Here is a 14,683-nt window from a genome sequence, read left to right as displayed (position 1 = left end):
CGATAGCCTTGAGCCATGACCCGACTGTCCGAACTTGGCGAAGCACACGTCCTCGACCGCATCCTCACCCACCAGCGCAGCGGGGCACAGGTGATCGTCGGACCCGGGGACGATGCGGCGGTGACCGCACCCGAGGGCAGGCTCGTGTCCACGGCTGACATGCTCGTCGAGAACGAGGACTTCACCCGCGAATGGCTGGACTGGTCACGGCTGGGGCGCAAGGCCGCGGCGCAGAACCTCGCCGACGTCTGCGCCATGGGGGCGAAGCCGCACGGTCTGCTCGTGTCCCTGGCCCTGCCCGATGACACCGACATCGCCGATCTCGAGGCACTCTTCACCGGCATCATCGCCGAGGCGGGGCGGGCCGGTGCCGAACTCGGCTGCCAGGTGCCGATCATCGGCGGCGACCTGTCCTCCTCGGGCCTCGTCGTCGTCGCGATCACCGCTCTGGGCACCGTGGAGGAGGGGCCGGCCGGCGGCGCGGAGGGCAACGAGCGCAGCCCAGGTGCGCTGGGTGCGGGACCGGCAGTTCTGCGCTCGGGGGCGCGAACCGGTGACGGCCTGTATCTGGCCGGGACCGTGGGGCGGGCCGCCGCGGGTCTCGAGCTGCTCTTCGCCGGGCTGCGTCCGGAGACCGCGGCACCCGAGCTCGCCGCTCTCATCGAGACCCAGCTGGCGCCCCGCCCGGACTATGCGGCGATGCTCACGCTGCCGGCCGCCTCGGCGATGATCGACGTCTCCGACGGGCTGAGCACGGACCTCGGACGGATCGCCGCCGCCTCGGGGGTCGCCGTCGACCTCGACCGGGCAGCGCTCCAGGAGCTCATCACGCCGCTGCTGCCGGCGGCCCGACACCTGGTCCGGTCTGCGCCGGCCGGCACCGGTGGTGCGGCAGCCGGCGGTGGAGGTGCGGCAGCCGGCACCGGGAGCACGGGAGCGACCGGCGAGGCCGCCCGGACCCCGGAGGAGGTCGCTCTGCACTGGGTCCTCGACGGGGGAGAGGACCACGGCTTCGTCGCGTCGGCGGCCGACTCGGTCCAGCCTGGAGTAGGCTGGCGGAGAATCGGTCGGATCCGCACCGGTCGCGACGTCAGCCTCGACGGCACACCCGTGCCGACGAGCGGTTTCAGCCATTTCGGGAAGTGACATGAGCAACGCCATCAGCCTCAATGGCCGCCTCGCAGCCCGCTGGGCGCGCCGGGCGGTCGACCGGCTGCGCAAGGAGCGCACCGAGATCGACGAGCTCAACGTCTTCCCCGTCCCCGACGGCGACACCGGCACGAACATGTACCACACCCTGCGCAGCGCGTATCTGGCCGTCGAACAGCTCACCGGACCCGTCACCCTCCCGCAGGTCGTCGCTGCGCTGGCCGACGGTGCCGGCCGAGGCGCGCGCGGCAACTCCGGCCTCATCCTCGCCGTCGCCCTCCAGGGCGTCGCCGACGCGCTCGAGGGGATCACCGTCGCCACCGCCGATGCCATGGCCACAGCACTCGAGACCGCCTCCGACCGGGCCCGTGCCGCCGTGGCCCGCCCCGTCGACGGCACCATGCTCACCGTCCTCGACGCGATGGCCGCCGAGGCTCGGGAGTGCGCTGACGACGGGGCGGACCTGCTCGATGTCATCGCGGCCGTGCGCGAACGCTCCCGCACCGCCCTGCGCGAGACCACGGGCCAACTCACCGTTCTGCGCGAGGCCGAGGTCGTCGATGCCGGTTCGACCGGGATCGTCGAGCTCTTCGACCTCCTCTACGCCACCGTCACAGGGCGGACCCCGCAGGACTCGATGCTCAGCGAGGTGGCCCGGACCCCGACGATCGTGCACGAGGCCACGGCCGAGGAGCTCGAGATCGTCGCGATCCTCGCAGCCGATCCTGCGAGCGGACTCGCCGCGGAACTCGAAGGGCTGGGCGGGACGTCGATCGTCGTCAACGCCCGTAAGGTCCACGTCCACGTCGATGACGAAACGGCCGCCGCCGTCGTCCTCGACCACCTCGGCGCCTACGGCATCGCCCGGCTGGACATGGAGGATCTGCGTCTGCACGAACAGGAGGGGCAGACGAAGCTCATCGCCGTCGTCCAGGGCACCGGCCTGCTCATGCACGCCGCCCTCAACGGAGCCACGGCACTGACTCCGGACCACGGCGACCTCGGCGCAGCGATGAGCGAACTCATCGCGGCCGAGGACCGTGAGGTCATCGTCATCCCCAGCTCCGCCTCGGCGCTCCGGGCACTGGCCGGCCTGCCGGGGGTCGTCGATCAGGCCGCGGCCGGGGCCGGGCGGGCCCAGGTCGTGCGCTCGCGCAATGTCGCCACCATGCTCTCGGCGCTGGCCGTCTACGACCCCTTCGCCCCGGCCACGGAGATCTTCGCGGACATGAGCGAAGCCGCCGCCGGCACCCGGGTCGGCACGATCTTCTCGGCCGAGCAGCTCGCTGCGAACCCGCCCACCGGGATCCTGCCGATCATCGGAGAGGACCGGGAGCCGAGCGAAGCCGCGCACCGCGAGGCAGGCTCGGCACGGGAGGCGACGACCGCGCGGGAACACGATGTGGCCGCGGCGGCAGCGGCCCATCCGGCACAGTTCTACCGGGTGTTCATCGAAGGCAGAGCGAAGACGCAGAGCACGGAACTGACCACCCTGGTCGAGAAGCTCGCCGACCGGCTGCTCGGGGCCGGGGGAGAGCTGCTGACCGTCGTCCACGGACCCGACTGCGTCCCTGAGGTGCTCGACCATCTCCGGGAGTGGATCGCGAAATCCCACGACAGCGTCCACTTCCAGGACATCGACGCCAGAGATCCCGGGGTGCTCGTCATCATGGGGGTCGAATGACCACCCGGCTCGAGGACAATTTCGGCAAGAAGGACCGCAACGCGCTGGCCAAGCGCGGAGTGCACTCGGTGACCGACCTGTTCCGGTTCTTCCCCCGCCGCTACCTCGTCCCCGGCGAGAGCACCCGGCTGGGAGACCTGCCGCTGGGGGAGACCGCGATCATCCAGGCCGAGGTGATCAAGGTGGGCACCCGGCGCATGAAGCAGCGGCGCGGCACCATCACCGAGGTCATCGTCCACGACGGCGAGCGGTCGATGAAGATCGCCTTCTTCAACCAGCACTGGCTCGACGGTCTGCTCACCCCCGGGCTGACGGTCGTCTTCGGCGGGAAGGTCGAGTCCTACCGCGGGCAGCTGACGCTGAGCTCGCCGGTGTGGCTCAACCGCACCGAGGACGACCACGAGTGGACCCCCGACGACCTCAACTCTCCCTTCCCGATCTACCCGGCGGTCAGGGGCATCGCGCAGTCCCGGCTGTGGAATGCGATCAAGACGCTGCTGCGCGTGGCGGGATCCGATCAGTTCGAGGACCCGCTGCCCAAAGGCATGCGCGAGCAGTTCGACCTGCCGGACCTGCGGACGGCGTTCGAGGACATGCACAAGCCGCGCAGGATCGAGGACGTCGAACGGGCCCGCCTGCGGTGGAAGTGGGAGGAGGCGCTGGCGCTGCAGACCGAGTTCGCCTCGCGCAAGGCCACCTACTCCCGGCTCCAGGCGCCCCCGCTGCTGACCGTGGGAGCGAAGAGCCGCCGCTTCGACGAGTCCATGCCCTTCACGCTCACCCCGTCGCAGACTGCGGTCGGTGAGGAGATCGCCGCGGACCTGGCCGGTTCCGCGCCCATGCATCGTCTCCTCCACGGCGACGTCGGCTCCGGGAAGACCGTGGTCGCCCTGCGGGCCATGCTCACCGCCGTCGATTCGGGCTCCCAGGCCGCCATGCTCGCCCCCACCGAGGTGCTCGCGACTCAGCACTTCCACTCGATCGAGCGCCTCCTCGGCGAGCAGATGGCGCTCTCACCCCTGCTCGCCGGAGACGATCAGGTGACGGTGGCGCTGATGACCGGGTCGATGCCGGCCCGGGAGCGCCGGGAGCTCGCGCTCGACCTGGCGACCGGGAACATCGACATCGTCGTCGGCACGCACGCGCTGCTGTCGGAATCGACGATCTTCGAGAACCTCGGCCTCATCGTCGTCGACGAACAGCATCGCTTCGGCGTCGAGCAGCGTGAGGCGATGCGGGCCAAGGGGGGCGTCAACACCCCGCACACGCTCGTGATGTCGGCGACCCCGATTCCGCGCACGGTGGCGATGACGGTCTTCGCCGACCTCGACGTCTCGACCCTGACCGAGATGCCCGCCGGGCCGAAGGACATCGCCACCCACGTGGTGCCCATCGCCGACCAGCCCACCTGGTACACCCGCGTGCGGGAGCTGATGGACCAGACCGCCGAGGCGGGGCGCGGGGTCTTCGTCGTCTTCCCCCGGATCGAACCGATGGACGTCGAGGACCCCGAATCCGGCGCCGTCATCGGCCAGAAGCAGGGCATCGAGGAGATCAGCGAGAAGCTGCGCGAGGCCCCGGAACTGTCCGAGCGGAGATTCGGGCTGCTGCACGGGCGGATGCCCACGGCGGAGAAGGATCGGGTGCTCGCGGATTTCGTGTCCGGTCATATCGAGATCCTCGTCTCGACGACCGTCATCGAGGTCGGCGTCGATGTGGCGCGGGCGACCATGATGGTCATCGTCGAGGCTGAGAACTTCGGCGTCGCCCAACTCCACCAGCTGCGCGGCCGAGTCGGCCGTGACGGCAGCCCGGCGACCTGCTTCCTGCTCACCGAACTGAGTGAGACCGATGAGAGCTATGGGCGCCTGCAGGCGGTGGCCGCCACACTCGACGGGTTCGAACTGGCCGAATACGATCTCGATTCCAGGGGCGAGGGCGATGTGCTCAGCGCCTCGCAGTGGGGCGGATCCTCACTGCGGCATCTGTCGATCCTGCGCGATTCGCACATCGTCGCCGAGGCGAAGAAGATCGCCGAGCACATCGTCGCCGTCGATCCCGCACTCGAAGCCGTGCCCGCCCTGCGCGCCTTCATCAGGCGCGTCCTGCCCGAGGACGACGCCCACTTCATCGAAGCAGGCTGAGGAGGCACTCATGAGAATCATCGCCGGAGCGCACAAGGGCGCGAGGCTGAGTTCCCCGTCGGGGCCGAACACCCGGCCGACGGCCGACCGGGTCAAGGAATCGCTGTTCTCCATGCTCGACGGCTACGGAGTCTTGCCGGCCGCGAACGTCCTCGACCTCTTCGCCGGGTCCGGCGGGCTCGGCTTCGAAGCCATGTCGCGGGGAGCCGCACAGGTCGACTTCGTGGATTCCTCGCTGGCCGCGATCCGCGCGCTGCAGGCCAACGCGAAGAAACTCGGGCTCGAGCATTCGGCGACGGCGCATCCCGGTGATGTGCTCCAGTTCCTGGCCGGCTTGCCCGATCACGACGATCCCGAGTCCCGTGTCTTCGATCTCGTGTTCATGGACCCGCCCTATCCGCTGGGCGATGACGCCGTCACGCAGATCCTGCGCAGGCTCGCCGGTCATCTCGACATGGAGTCGATCGTCATCGTCGAACGCGCTTCGCGCTCGCCCGAACCGTCAATGCCCGCCGGCCTCGAGATCTTCCGGTCGAAGACCTTCGGTGAGACCGCGGTCCACTTCGTCCAGCTGGCGGGTGAGCCTGAGGGCTGACGCTGGCGGGTGAGCCCGAGGGCTGACGCGATTCAGAGCACGCTGGAGAGGAACGAACGGGTGCGCTCGTGTTCCGGGTTGTTGAAGATCTGATCCGGCGGTCCCTCTTCGAGGACCTGACCGCCGTCGAACATCATCACCCTGTGGGAGACATCGCGGGCGAACTGCATCTCGTGGGTGACCAGCAGCATCGTGATGTCCGTCGTCTCCGCGATGTCGCGCAGAACGGCGAGCACATCGCCGACCAGCTCCGGGTCGAGCGCCGAGGTGACCTCGTCGAGGAGGAGGATCTCCGGGCTCATCGCCAGCGCGCGGGCGATCGCCACACGCTGCTGCTGACCGCCGGAGAGCCGGGTCGGGTGCTCATCGGCCTTCTCTGCCAGACCGACCTTCTCCAGCAGCGCCTTCGCCTCCTTGCTCGCCTCGGCCTTGGACTTGCCGAGCACGTGCACGGGCGCCTCGATGATGTTCTCGAGCACGGTCATGTTCGGGAACAGGTTGAACTGCTGGAAGACCATCCCGATGCGCGTGGTCATCGATCGAGTGACTTTCGACGGCAGTTCGACGCGTTTTCCGTCGCGCTCGGTATGGGTCAGCGGTTTGCCGTCGATGTAGATATAGCCGCCGGTGAGCTCCTCGAGCGTCATGACGAGACGCAGGATCGTCGTCTTGCCCGAACCGCTGGGACCGATGAGCGTGACGCGCTCACCGGGTGCGACGGAGAAGTTGAGGTCCTTGAGCACCGTGGTCTTGCCGAAGCTCTTCTCGACGTCCTTGAACTCGATCGCAGGAGTCGCCGAGGCGGATGGGGCAGTCTCACCTGTGGCAGATGGAATGTTCTCAGTAGGTGGCAAGGCGCTTCTCCATTCGTTGGATGAGCAGGGACGTCGGATAGCTGGCGGCGAGGAAGATGATGCCGGCCAATGTGAAGGCTTCCGTATAGGCGAACTTCGCAGCTCCGAACTGCTGGGCGGAGGTGACGAGTTCGACCACGGAGATCGCGAAGAGGAAAGGCGTGTCCTTGAACATCGCGACCGCGTAGTTGCCCAGAGACGGAACCGTCGCACGCAGAGCCTGCGGCAGGACGACGGCGGTGAACTTGCGCACCGGCGGAAGAGACAGCGCGGTGGCGGCCTCGTGCTGGCCGGGTGGAACCGCGTCGATACCGGCCCGATAGCTTTCGGACATGTACGTCGAATAGTGGATGCCGATGACGATGAAGCCGACGACGAGTGCCGGGATGTCCACAAGACCGGGGATGCCGGCGAAGATGAAGTAGACGAACATCAGCTGCATGATCAGAGGCGTGTTGCGGACGAAGGCGACCAGCAGGCGGATGAGCCAGTTGATCCACCGCGGCAGTCCGCGGATGGCGACGGCGATGATGAGGCCGAGCACGACGGCGATGAGGGTGCCGACGGCAGTGGCGATGAGCGTGTTGACGAATCCGCGGAGCAGGATCGGCAGCGCTTCGGCGGCGAATTCCCAATTCCAGATCACAGGCCTCCTCCCGCGTTGCCGGATCCCGGTCCAGCACCGGCACCTCTGAGACGAGAATTCAGGCGATCCTGGCGAAGTGCTTCACGCGCATCTCGACGCGTCGCACGCCGATCGGTTCTGGAGTTCGGGCGCCTGCGACCCAGGCGTGCGGTGGCTCTGCGCTCGAGGAAGTTCATGAACTCCTGGAGCAGCCACGCGATGACGAAGTAGATGATGAGTCCGATGGTGAAGGAGAAGTAGGTGTCGTTCGTCGATTGGCGCAGCTGGTCGATCTTCTCCGTGAGGTCTTGGAGGGTGATGAAGGAGACGACGGCAGAGCCTTTGAGCAGCTGGATGAGCAGGGTCGCCAGCGAGGGGATCATCAGAGCCCAGGCCTGCGGGAAGATGACTCGGGTCATGCGTCTGGTGGGAGAGAGGCTGAGTGCGATCGCGCCTTCCCACTGCCCCTTGTCGACGGTGATGATCGAAGAGCGGACCACCTCGGCGGAATAGGCACCGTAGTTGAGTGCCAATGCGCCGATGCCGCAGACCATCGGATCGAGGTCGACTCCGAGGAGCGGGAAGACATAGAAGAGCCAGAACAGCTGCACCAGCAGCGAGGTGCCGCGGAAGAATTCGACGATGATGCGTGCGGGCACCCTCAGCCAACGGTGGGTCGATGTCATCGCCAGGCCGAGGACGAGAGCGATGACGACTGCCCCGATGCTTCCGAGGACGGTGAGGATGAGCGTCGTCTGAACTCCCTCCCACAGCTGTGGGAGGAAGTTCAGAAGTGTCTGGATGTTATCGGTCATGGTGCTTCAGTGCGCGGGCTCAGGAGTCCGCAGTCGGCAGCTCGCCCTTGCACAGCTGATCAGTGGTGATCTCGCCGTCGGGGCGCTCTTCCTTCGTGAAGCCGTAGTCGCCGACGATGTCGAGGTAGGCGTCCTCGTCGGAGACGATCTTCTCCAGTTCCTTGTTCCACGCGTCACGGAGCTCGTCGTCACCGGTGCGGAAGACCGTGGCTCCTGCACCGACCTGGGGGACACCGTCGATCTCCTGGACGAAGGACTCGCTGACTTCGACGTCTGCGTCCTTGTTGTTCTTCGCCATCCAGTTGAGCGAGATTCCGGTGAGCGCGAAGACATCGGCCCGTCCCGTGGTGACGGCGTCCATGCCGTCCTGAGGTGTGCCGACTTCCTGACTCTTGATGCCGAGGTCCTTGGCGTAATCGGACTCGATCGCGCCGGTCATCGTGGCGAGTTTGGCGCCCTTCTTCTTGACATCATCGAGGGTCTTCATGCCGTCCTGCTTGCCCTTCTTCGTCATCAGGGCCGTGGTGTACATGAACTCGGGATCACCGAAGGACGCCTGCTTGCAGCGGTCGGGCAGGATGGACATTCCGGCGGAGATCGCGTCGAAGCGTTCGGCGTTGAGCCCCGGGATCAGGGAGCCGAATTCTGTGTTGACACCTTCGACATCGTCGACGCCGAGCTCCTTGAATACGGCCTTAGCCAGCGCCACGGACGCTCCCTGGAGCTCTCCGCCCTTCTCGAAGCTGTACGGGGCCTCGCCGGCGAAGCCGACGGTGATCTTTCCGTCGTCGATGGCCTTCTGCAGTGTCGACTTGTCCGAGTCGCTTCCTCCGCATGCACCGAGGATGAGCGTCAGCGCGAGGATCGATGTCGCGGCGGCCAGTCCTTTGAGTTTCATGTGCTGTTCCTTCCTTGAACGTCGACACATCGTCGTGACGTGCGTCTCTTGGACAGTATTCAATACTGATGTTGTCCGGATGTCACACTGTCTGACAACGTTATATGATCGTAACTGTGACGAATCCTCCTACTTCCGAGCTCCCGGTGCTGCGCAAAGTGGTCCGCTCGTCGACGATCGACCTCATCGCCGACGAGATCCGCAACGCCATCTACAGCGGATCGCTCGAACCCGGGCAGTCGATCAACGAAGTGCGCACGGCCGAGCTCCTCGCCGTGTCCCGGCCGTCCCTGCGTGAGGCGCTGCAACGGCTGATCAGCGAAGGGGTGATGACGCATGCGCCCGGACGCGGCGTGCACGTGAGGCGGATGCGCGTCACCGACATCGACGACGTCTATGCCGTGCGCGAGGCGATCGAATCCCAGGCGATCAGGATCATCGTCCGCCGCCGGCGTGGGACGGCCGGGATCGAGCAGGCGCTGAAGGAGCTGGAGCGGGCCATCGAGGACAACATCGCCCGCACGATCGGAGATGCCGACCTGACCTTCCACCACGCACTCGTCGCCTGCTCGGGATCGGCCCGGCTGTCCGATCTGATGAAGGTCTCGATGGTCCACACCCGCCTGCTGTCCCTGTCCGATAAGAGCGGCTACGAGGTTCGGTGCGACCTCATCGACAGCCACCGGGAGCTCGCCGAGGCGGTCGCCTCAGGCGATGAGCTCCGATCCCTCGATGTCCTCTCCCGAATCATGACCGAAGCGGCCTCCCGGCTGCACGGCGCCGTCGTCGGCTTCGATGCCCAGGTGCTCAGAGGCCGCGACGACGGATTCGCCGATGACCAGTGGTCGCGGCTGCGGGAGGGCGTGCAGTAACGTCGCGGAGGCTGAAGACAGCTCGGGCCGTGAGGTAGCGTGAGAGCGAGGAAGGTCGGTTCGTCCCGGACGGAGGCACCCATCATGACCGAGCAGTCGAGTTCGGGCTCCTGGCGTTTTGCCAAGCAGTCGTGGCTGCTGACGGCAGCGACAACCGGACTCGTGATCATCGCCTCTGTTGCGATCATGCCTGCCTGGGGCGTGTTCGCGGCCTGGTTCGGGTTCGTCTACCTGGTCGCGTTCACGTTGGCTCTGCTCGTTCTGCTCGTGACTTCGGCGAAGAGCCTCGATGCCCTCGGCCCTGCGAGACGGTTCGGCCGGCACACTGCGGCCGGAGCCGTCGCGGTGGTGCTGACCCTCATCTATGCGGTCGTGAACGGTGCGCTGTTCAGCGGCACTCCGACCGGAACCGTGGTCGAGATCCAGCTCGTTCATTCCGCACTCTTCTTCGTTCCGTCCCTTCTGATCGCCGGCGTCCGCGCAGCCGTCCAAGCGCGGAAGGATGCTCGGGCCCGCAGTCGGGAAGACGAGTCCGCCCGCATCTGATGCCGCCATGCCGATACGATGAGAGCATGAAGGTCGTCTGCCCCGGTTCCTATGATCCGCTCACCATGGGTCATCTCGATATCATCGCCCGCAGCTCGCGTCTGTTCGAGGAGGTGGTCGTCGCCGTCGTCCACAATCCTTCGAAGTCCGGTCGTTTCGCCCCGGACGACCGCGCGACACTCATCCGGCGTTCCCTGGACGAAGACGAGCGCACGCGAGGCGCTGAGAACGTGAGCATCGACATCGTCTCCGGTGGCCTCCTCGTCGACTACTGCAGCCGCATCGGGGCCCCGGCCGTGGTCAAGGGACTGCGCTCGGGCACGGACTTCGCCTACGAACTGCCGATGGCGCTGATGAACCGGCATCTGTCCGAGCTCGAGACGATCTTCGTTCCCGGCAACCCGCGCTTCGAGCACGTCTCCTCCTCCCTCATCAAGGAAGTCCACGCCGGCGGTGGCGACATCACGGGCCTCGTCCCTGCCGCTGTCCTCGAAGCCCTCCACGGCGAGGGCGACCACGACGGCGCCGCTGACTGAGGGATGAGCGCAGCCGCTTCAGCCAACCGGGCCTGGTTCCCAGGCCTCGTCCTCCACACCATCATCGCCCAGGCGACCTACAACGGTGTGCGGGTGCTCATCTCGTACCGCACCCTCGAACTCGGCGGTTCGGGATTCGTCCTCGGACTGATGACCGCCTGCTATTCGCTCGTCCCGCTCTTCCTCGCACTCTTCATCGGCCGCCTCGTCGACCGCGGATATGCGACCGCAGTGCTGTGGATCGGCACCGCATTGTCGATCCTGCCCGTCGCGCTCGCCGCGATCGCACCGAATCTCGCGGTGCTGCTCGTCGCCACGATGAGCCTGGGGCTCGGCCAGCTGCTGACGACGGTGGCCTCCCAGGCGCTGATCCCGCAGAGCTTCCCGGCCTCGCAGATGACCGCGAAGTTCGGCCACCTCACCCTCGGCGTGTCCATCGGGCAGACGATCGGCCTGCCCATGGCCGGCATGGTCGCCGACGCCACCTCGGGGAACACGGCGATCACGAACGCCCTGTGGTTCATGACCGCCGTCTCCGCGCTCACCCTCATCGCCGCCGTGATCGTCATGCTCCGCGGACGGACCCCGCACGTCTCCCGCGCCGAGGCGGCCGAAGGTGCACAGACGCCGTGGACGCTGCTGGCGCTGCGGGGGATGAAGCCCGCGATCTTCTCGTCGATGGCGACCCTGGCCGCCGTCGACCTGATGACCGCGTACCTGCCGCTCATCGGTGAGCAGAACGGATTGTCCGTGACCACGGTGACCTGGCTGCTGACCCTGCGGACCCTGGCGTCGGTGGTCTCCCGGCTCTTCATCGGCAGCCTCACGGCCAGGTGGCGGAACCTCTCCCTGCTGTGGACCGCCTCGGCGGTGGCCGGCGTGAGCGTGGTGCTCATTCCGGTCTTCTCCCAGCCGTGGGTGCTCGGGGTGCTGCTCACGGTTGCGGGCTTCTGCTTCGGCCTGACCCAGCCGCTGACGATGTCCTGGGTCTCGGCCCTGGCCGACCCGGCGAACCGGGCAGCGGTGCTCTCCATCCGCTTGGCGGGCAATCGGCTCAGCCAGGTCGCGATCCCCTCGGCCGCCTCGGCGCTGACCATCGTCGCCGGCTCAGGGATCGTGTTCACGATCGCCGGCGCACTGCTCGTGCTCGCCGGGGGAGTGACCTGGCGCAACGAACACGAGCGGTGGTGACGAGGAACACCTCGAGGGGGCAACGGCATCGATTGGTAATGACCGCCGATGATGATTAGAATGGTGAGTCGCGTGTGAACGCAGGAGCGACATCCTCAAACGCACCGGGAGGACAGGGCATGAAGCAGCGATCTGAATTCGTCTTCGATCTCAGATCGATGGGCCTGCTCGGGAATCCGGGCGAATGGGAACGGGTGAACACCACCTTGTCGGCTCCAGCGGATCTCAAGATCGAAGTGATCGGGGTTGCTCAAGGTTCACCTCTGACGCTCGAGCTGATGTTCGAGAGTGTGTCGGAGGGGATCTACGTGTCGGGGACTGTCTCGGCGACGGCCCGTGGCGAAGACGCGAGGACACTCGAGCCGATCGAGCTGCCGATAGATGTCGACATCCAGGAGATGTACGTCTATGAGCAGGTCGAAGGCGACGAGGACTCCTACGTCATCGACCGGGATCAGCTCGACCTCGAGCCCGCGATCAGAGACGCCGTCGTGATGGCTCTGCCGTTCAGTCCCTCGCGGGATGAGAGCGAGGAGTTCAGCTACACCCTGGGGGAGGACCTCGAGGTGGACGATGACGAATCCGAATCGCCGTTCGCATCATTGAAGAATCTGTTGGATGAGAAGAAAGAGAGCTAGACGTGGCTGTTCCGAAGCGTAAACTGTCGCGCAGCAACACCCGCCACCGTCGTTCGCAGTGGAAGGCCAAGGCTCCGAACCTGGTCAAGACTGTGGAGAACGGTCGCGTTGTGTACTCGCGCCCCCACCAGGCCAAGGTCGTCGAAGACGCCGCCGGCACCCCGCTGTACCTCGAGTACAAGGGCCGCAAGGTCGCTGACGTCTGAGACTGTGGAAACTGACACCACAGCAGCAGAACTGAAGAAGAGTCTCGGGATCGATATCGATCCCGAGACTTTTCGTCTCGCGCTGACACACCGTTCCTTCGCCTTCGAGGCCGGTGGGATCCCCACCAACGAGCGCCTCGAATTCCTCGGCGACTCCGTGCTCGGGCTCGTGGCCACCGAATCGCTGTTCTACGACAACCCGGATCTGCCGGAAGGCCAGCTGGCCAAGATGCGTTCGGCCGTGGTCAACACGCGTGCTCTGGCAGCGATCGCCCGCCGGTACGGCATCGGCGAGCACATTCTGCTGGGCAAGGGCGAAGAGCTGACCGGGGGCCGGAACAAGGACTCGATCCTCGCCGACACCGTCGAAGCTCTCATCGGTGCCACCTTCGTCTCCCTCGGACGGGAGGCGGCCTTCTCCTTCGTCCACCGCCTCATCGACGGCATGCTCGACGATGCGGTCAACCTCGGCGCGGGGATGGACTTCAAGACCACCCTGCAGGAGGCCGCGGCCGACCTCGACCTCGGTGCCGTGAGCTATGAGATCACCTCGGCGGGTCCCGATCACGCGATGGTCTTCACCGCCACTGCGATGCTCGGCGTCAACAGCTGGGGCTCCGGTGACGGTTCCTCGAAGAAGGCGGCCGAGGCTGCCGCCGCGGAAGTCGCCGTCAAGGCCATCCGCACGATCTACCCGGACTACCGACGCTGAGAGTGTTCTCATTGCTGGTGAGCAGGTGGCCAGATGCCTGAACTTCCCGAGGTCGAAAGCGTCCGCGTGGGCGTCCACGAGTGGACTGCCGGAGCGACCATCACCGACGTCGAGGTGCTCGACTCCCGAATACTGGGCACAACGTCGGCCCGGAGCATCGACCCTGCCGCCGTCGACGGCTTCACCACCGCGGTGACGGGACGCCGGATCATCGGTGCCGAGCGGCGGGGGAAGTTCATGTGGCTCAGCCTCGGGCAGGAAGGCGGGCTTCCGGACGAGCCTTCGCCACCGCCCGAGCTCAGCCTGCTCATCCATCTGGGGATGAGCGGTCAGCTGCGCATCCACCGCGCGGACGATCCGATCCACCGCCACACGCGAGCCATCCTCCGGCTGGAGCGGGGCAGTGACGTGCCGGAAGGGAGCGGACCCACTGAACTGCGCTTCGTCGATCAGCGGATCTTCGGCCACCTCGGCGTGCAGCCGCTCGTCCACGCATTCGGTCGCCTCGTCCCGGCCTCGGCGAATCACATCGCCGCCGACCCTCTGGAGCCGGAGTTCGAACCCGGCCTGACGATCACCGCGCTGTCGCAGAAGCGCACTGCGATCAAATCAGCCCTGCTCGATCAGACGCTGGTCAGCGGGATCGGCAACATCTATGCCGATGAGGCGCTGTTCCGCGCCGGCGTGCACCCTTTGGCCAATCCCGCTCGGACGCTGAAATCACGGCTGGCGGCCGTGCTCGAATCGGCGACGGCCGTGATGAGCGATGCCCTTGCGGTGGGCGGCACGAGCTTCGACTCCCTCTATGTGAACGTCAACGGGGAGTCCGGCTACTTCGACCGGGCACTGCTCGTCTACGGACGCGGCGGTCAGGAATGCGTGCGCTGCGGAACCGAGATCCAGCGTCTGACGGTCGGCGGTCGCAGCAGCCACTTCTGCCCCGTGTGCCAGAAGCCGCCGCGGTACCGCTAGTCCCATCAGACCCACGCAGGGATTCCCGCCAGAACCATCGGGGGCGCGCACTTCGGGGGCTGATCCCTGATGTCGGCAGCTCTCGCTGCGCATCGACCACGCTCAGCAGCACCTCCCACGGCTGGCCGCACCTCCTACAGTTGCCAGCGCATCAGTCACTGTTCGTGCCACACTGCGTCGGCAGCCCTGCGCCGCAACCGACCGCGCCGGCAAGCTACCGCGCGGTCAATCCATCGGACCGAGCAG

16 protein-coding genes are annotated in these 14,683 nt (G+C 66.6%); 12 read left to right on the top strand and 4 right to left on the bottom strand.

The window, feature by feature from the left end:
- Window positions 1–15 precede the first annotated feature (15 nt).
- Genes IHE57_RS04690 through rsmD form a run of 4 tightly spaced genes read left to right on the top strand, consistent with a single transcriptional unit; the run spans window position 16 to window position 5,572 of the window.
- Complete coding sequence (locus IHE57_RS04690) at window positions 16–1,146, top strand: thiamine-phosphate kinase (RefSeq protein WP_209371193.1); 1,131 nt, start codon at window positions 16–18, stop codon at window positions 1,144–1,146.
- Window position 1,147: 1 nt separating this feature from the next.
- Window positions 1,148–2,833 (top strand): DAK2 domain-containing protein, encoded by a 1,686-nt coding sequence (locus tag IHE57_RS04685; protein WP_209371192.1) that lies wholly within the window; start codon window positions 1,148–1,150, stop codon window positions 2,831–2,833.
- Window positions 2,830–4,977, top strand: a complete 2,148-nt coding sequence (locus tag IHE57_RS04680) for an ATP-dependent DNA helicase RecG (protein WP_209371191.1) — start codon at window positions 2,830–2,832, stop codon at window positions 4,975–4,977. The genes IHE57_RS04685 and IHE57_RS04680 overlap by 4 nt, the downstream gene beginning before the upstream one ends.
- A gap of 10 nt (window positions 4,978–4,987) precedes the next feature.
- Complete coding sequence (gene rsmD, locus IHE57_RS04675; RefSeq protein WP_209323320.1) at window positions 4,988–5,572, top strand: 16S rRNA (guanine(966)-N(2))-methyltransferase RsmD; 585 nt, start codon at window positions 4,988–4,990, stop codon at window positions 5,570–5,572.
- Window positions 5,573–5,604: 32 nt separating this feature from the next.
- On the opposite strand, the gene ehuA is transcribed toward rsmD, so the two are convergent.
- Genes ehuA through ehuB form a run of 4 tightly spaced genes read right to left on the bottom strand, consistent with a single transcriptional unit; the run spans window position 5,605 to window position 8,764 of the window.
- Entirely contained in the window at window positions 5,605–6,426 is an 822-nt protein-coding gene (gene ehuA, locus IHE57_RS04670) for an ectoine/hydroxyectoine ABC transporter ATP-binding protein EhuA (RefSeq protein ID WP_216629904.1), read from the bottom strand.
- Window positions 6,413–7,072: an ectoine/hydroxyectoine ABC transporter permease subunit EhuD gene (ehuD, locus tag IHE57_RS04665; protein ID WP_209323319.1), complete on the bottom strand. Its 660-nt coding sequence runs from the start codon at window positions 7,070–7,072 to the stop codon at window positions 6,413–6,415. The genes ehuA and ehuD overlap by 14 nt, the downstream gene beginning before the upstream one ends.
- The gene (ehuC, locus tag IHE57_RS04660) at window positions 7,069–7,866 is read right to left on the bottom strand and encodes an ectoine/hydroxyectoine ABC transporter permease subunit EhuC (RefSeq protein WP_209371190.1); all 798 of its coding nucleotides are present in this window, start codon (window positions 7,864–7,866) and stop codon (window positions 7,069–7,071) included. The genes ehuD and ehuC overlap by 4 nt, the downstream gene beginning before the upstream one ends.
- 19 nt (window positions 7,867–7,885) lie before the next feature.
- Complete coding sequence (gene ehuB, locus IHE57_RS04655) at window positions 7,886–8,764, bottom strand: ectoine/hydroxyectoine ABC transporter substrate-binding protein EhuB (RefSeq protein WP_209371189.1); 879 nt, start codon at window positions 8,762–8,764, stop codon at window positions 7,886–7,888.
- A 116-nt stretch (window positions 8,765–8,880) separates the two neighbouring features.
- Between ehuB and IHE57_RS04650 the strand changes: the two genes are divergently transcribed.
- From IHE57_RS04650 to mutM, 8 genes are all read left to right on the top strand, one after another.
- Entirely contained in the window at window positions 8,881–9,636 is a 756-nt protein-coding gene (locus IHE57_RS04650) for a GntR family transcriptional regulator (RefSeq protein ID WP_209371184.1), read from the top strand.
- Window positions 9,637–9,720: 84 nt separating this feature from the next.
- Window positions 9,721–10,182, top strand: coding sequence for a hypothetical protein (locus IHE57_RS04645; RefSeq protein WP_209371183.1), 462 nt, complete (start codon window positions 9,721–9,723; stop codon window positions 10,180–10,182).
- A gap of 26 nt (window positions 10,183–10,208) precedes the next feature.
- Entirely contained in the window at window positions 10,209–10,718 is a 510-nt protein-coding gene (gene coaD / locus IHE57_RS04640) for a pantetheine-phosphate adenylyltransferase (RefSeq protein ID WP_209371180.1), read from the top strand.
- Window positions 10,719–10,721: 3 nt separating this feature from the next.
- Complete coding sequence (locus tag IHE57_RS04635) at window positions 10,722–11,909, top strand: MFS transporter (RefSeq protein ID WP_209371178.1); 1,188 nt, start codon at window positions 10,722–10,724, stop codon at window positions 11,907–11,909.
- A gap of 119 nt (window positions 11,910–12,028) precedes the next feature.
- Entirely contained in the window at window positions 12,029–12,547 is a 519-nt protein-coding gene (locus tag IHE57_RS04630; RefSeq protein WP_209323312.1) for a YceD family protein, read from the top strand.
- Window positions 12,548–12,549: 2 nt separating this feature from the next.
- Window positions 12,550–12,753 (top strand): 50S ribosomal protein L32, encoded by a 204-nt coding sequence (gene rpmF / locus IHE57_RS04625; protein WP_025777330.1) that lies wholly within the window; start codon window positions 12,550–12,552, stop codon window positions 12,751–12,753.
- A gap of 4 nt (window positions 12,754–12,757) precedes the next feature.
- Window positions 12,758–13,465, top strand: coding sequence for a ribonuclease III (rnc, locus tag IHE57_RS04620; RefSeq protein ID WP_209371170.1), 708 nt, complete (start codon window positions 12,758–12,760; stop codon window positions 13,463–13,465).
- A gap of 33 nt (window positions 13,466–13,498) precedes the next feature.
- On the top strand, window positions 13,499–14,437 hold the full coding sequence (gene mutM, locus IHE57_RS04615; protein ID WP_209371168.1) for a bifunctional DNA-formamidopyrimidine glycosylase/DNA-(apurinic or apyrimidinic site) lyase: 939 nt from the start codon (window positions 13,499–13,501) through the stop codon (window positions 14,435–14,437).
- Window positions 14,438–14,683 lie beyond the last annotated feature (246 nt).

Source organism: Brevibacterium renqingii (assembly GCF_017808105.1).
GTDB lineage: Bacteria > Actinomycetota > Actinomycetes > Actinomycetales > Brevibacteriaceae > Brevibacterium > Brevibacterium renqingii.
Note: the sequence above shows the minus strand (reverse complement) of the source record. Positions and strands in the feature narration are given on the sequence as shown.

Bases quoted from the DNA above. Each gene is read 5' to 3' on its own strand.
- mutM (WP_209371168.1), top strand. From the start codon at position 13,499: ATGCCTGAACTTCCCGAGGTCGAAAGCGTCCGCGTGGGCGTCCACGAG.
- ehuC (WP_209371190.1), bottom strand. From the start codon at position 7,866: ATGACCGATAACATCCAGACACTTCTGAACTTCCTCCCACAGCTGTGG.
- IHE57_RS04630 (WP_209323312.1), top strand. From the start codon at position 12,029: ATGAAGCAGCGATCTGAATTCGTCTTCGATCTCAGATCGATGGGCCTG.
- IHE57_RS04685 (WP_209371192.1), top strand. From the start codon at position 1,148: ATGAGCAACGCCATCAGCCTCAATGGCCGCCTCGCAGCCCGCTGGGCG.
- IHE57_RS04635 (WP_209371178.1), top strand. From the start codon at position 10,722: ATGAGCGCAGCCGCTTCAGCCAACCGGGCCTGGTTCCCAGGCCTCGTC.
- IHE57_RS04690 (WP_209371193.1), top strand. From the start codon at position 16: ATGACCCGACTGTCCGAACTTGGCGAAGCACACGTCCTCGACCGCATC.
- IHE57_RS04680 (WP_209371191.1), top strand. From the start codon at position 2,830: ATGACCACCCGGCTCGAGGACAATTTCGGCAAGAAGGACCGCAACGCG.
- rsmD (WP_209323320.1), top strand. From the start codon at position 4,988: ATGAGAATCATCGCCGGAGCGCACAAGGGCGCGAGGCTGAGTTCCCCG.
- IHE57_RS04645 (WP_209371183.1), top strand. From the start codon at position 9,721: ATGACCGAGCAGTCGAGTTCGGGCTCCTGGCGTTTTGCCAAGCAGTCG.
- ehuB (WP_209371189.1), bottom strand. From the start codon at position 8,764: ATGAAACTCAAAGGACTGGCCGCCGCGACATCGATCCTCGCGCTGACG.
- coaD (WP_209371180.1), top strand. From the start codon at position 10,209: ATGAAGGTCGTCTGCCCCGGTTCCTATGATCCGCTCACCATGGGTCAT.